Source organism: Paraburkholderia sp. SIMBA_054 (assembly GCF_046534875.1).
Classification (GTDB): Bacteria; Pseudomonadota; Gammaproteobacteria; order Burkholderiales; family Burkholderiaceae; genus Paraburkholderia; species Paraburkholderia hospita.
In genome coordinates this window covers 1-275 of the sequence record NZ_JAWRXV010000696.1, presented here as the reverse complement: position 1 = coordinate 275, position 275 = coordinate 1, and the positions used below count along the sequence as shown (strand labels likewise).

General features: G+C 62.5%; 1 protein-coding gene. It reads left to right on the top strand.

The genetic code is table 11. The annotated features are described in order from the left end of the window. On the top strand, positions 1 to 275 hold a 275-nt coding region (locus SB822_RS56890), incomplete at both ends, for a pilus assembly protein TadG-related protein (RefSeq protein ID WP_410859076.1).

Here is a 275-nt window from a genome sequence, read left to right as displayed (position 1 = left end):
ATGCGCACGGGAAAAAGCAGACGGAAACAGGAAGGGGCAGTGGCCGTCACTGTCGCGCTTTGCATGCTATTCCTGTTGGGGATTGCAGCTCTTGCCATCGACATCGGCAATCTGCTGGTTGCACGCAGCCAGCTTCAGAATGCGGCTGACGCCGCGGCGATGGCCGGCGCCGGATGCCTGATGCGGCGCACGGAATGCGGGAACACCACTGCCACGCAGCCGGATTGGATCACGGCATCCGCAAAGGCGTCGTCGTTTTCGACGTCGACCGCGAC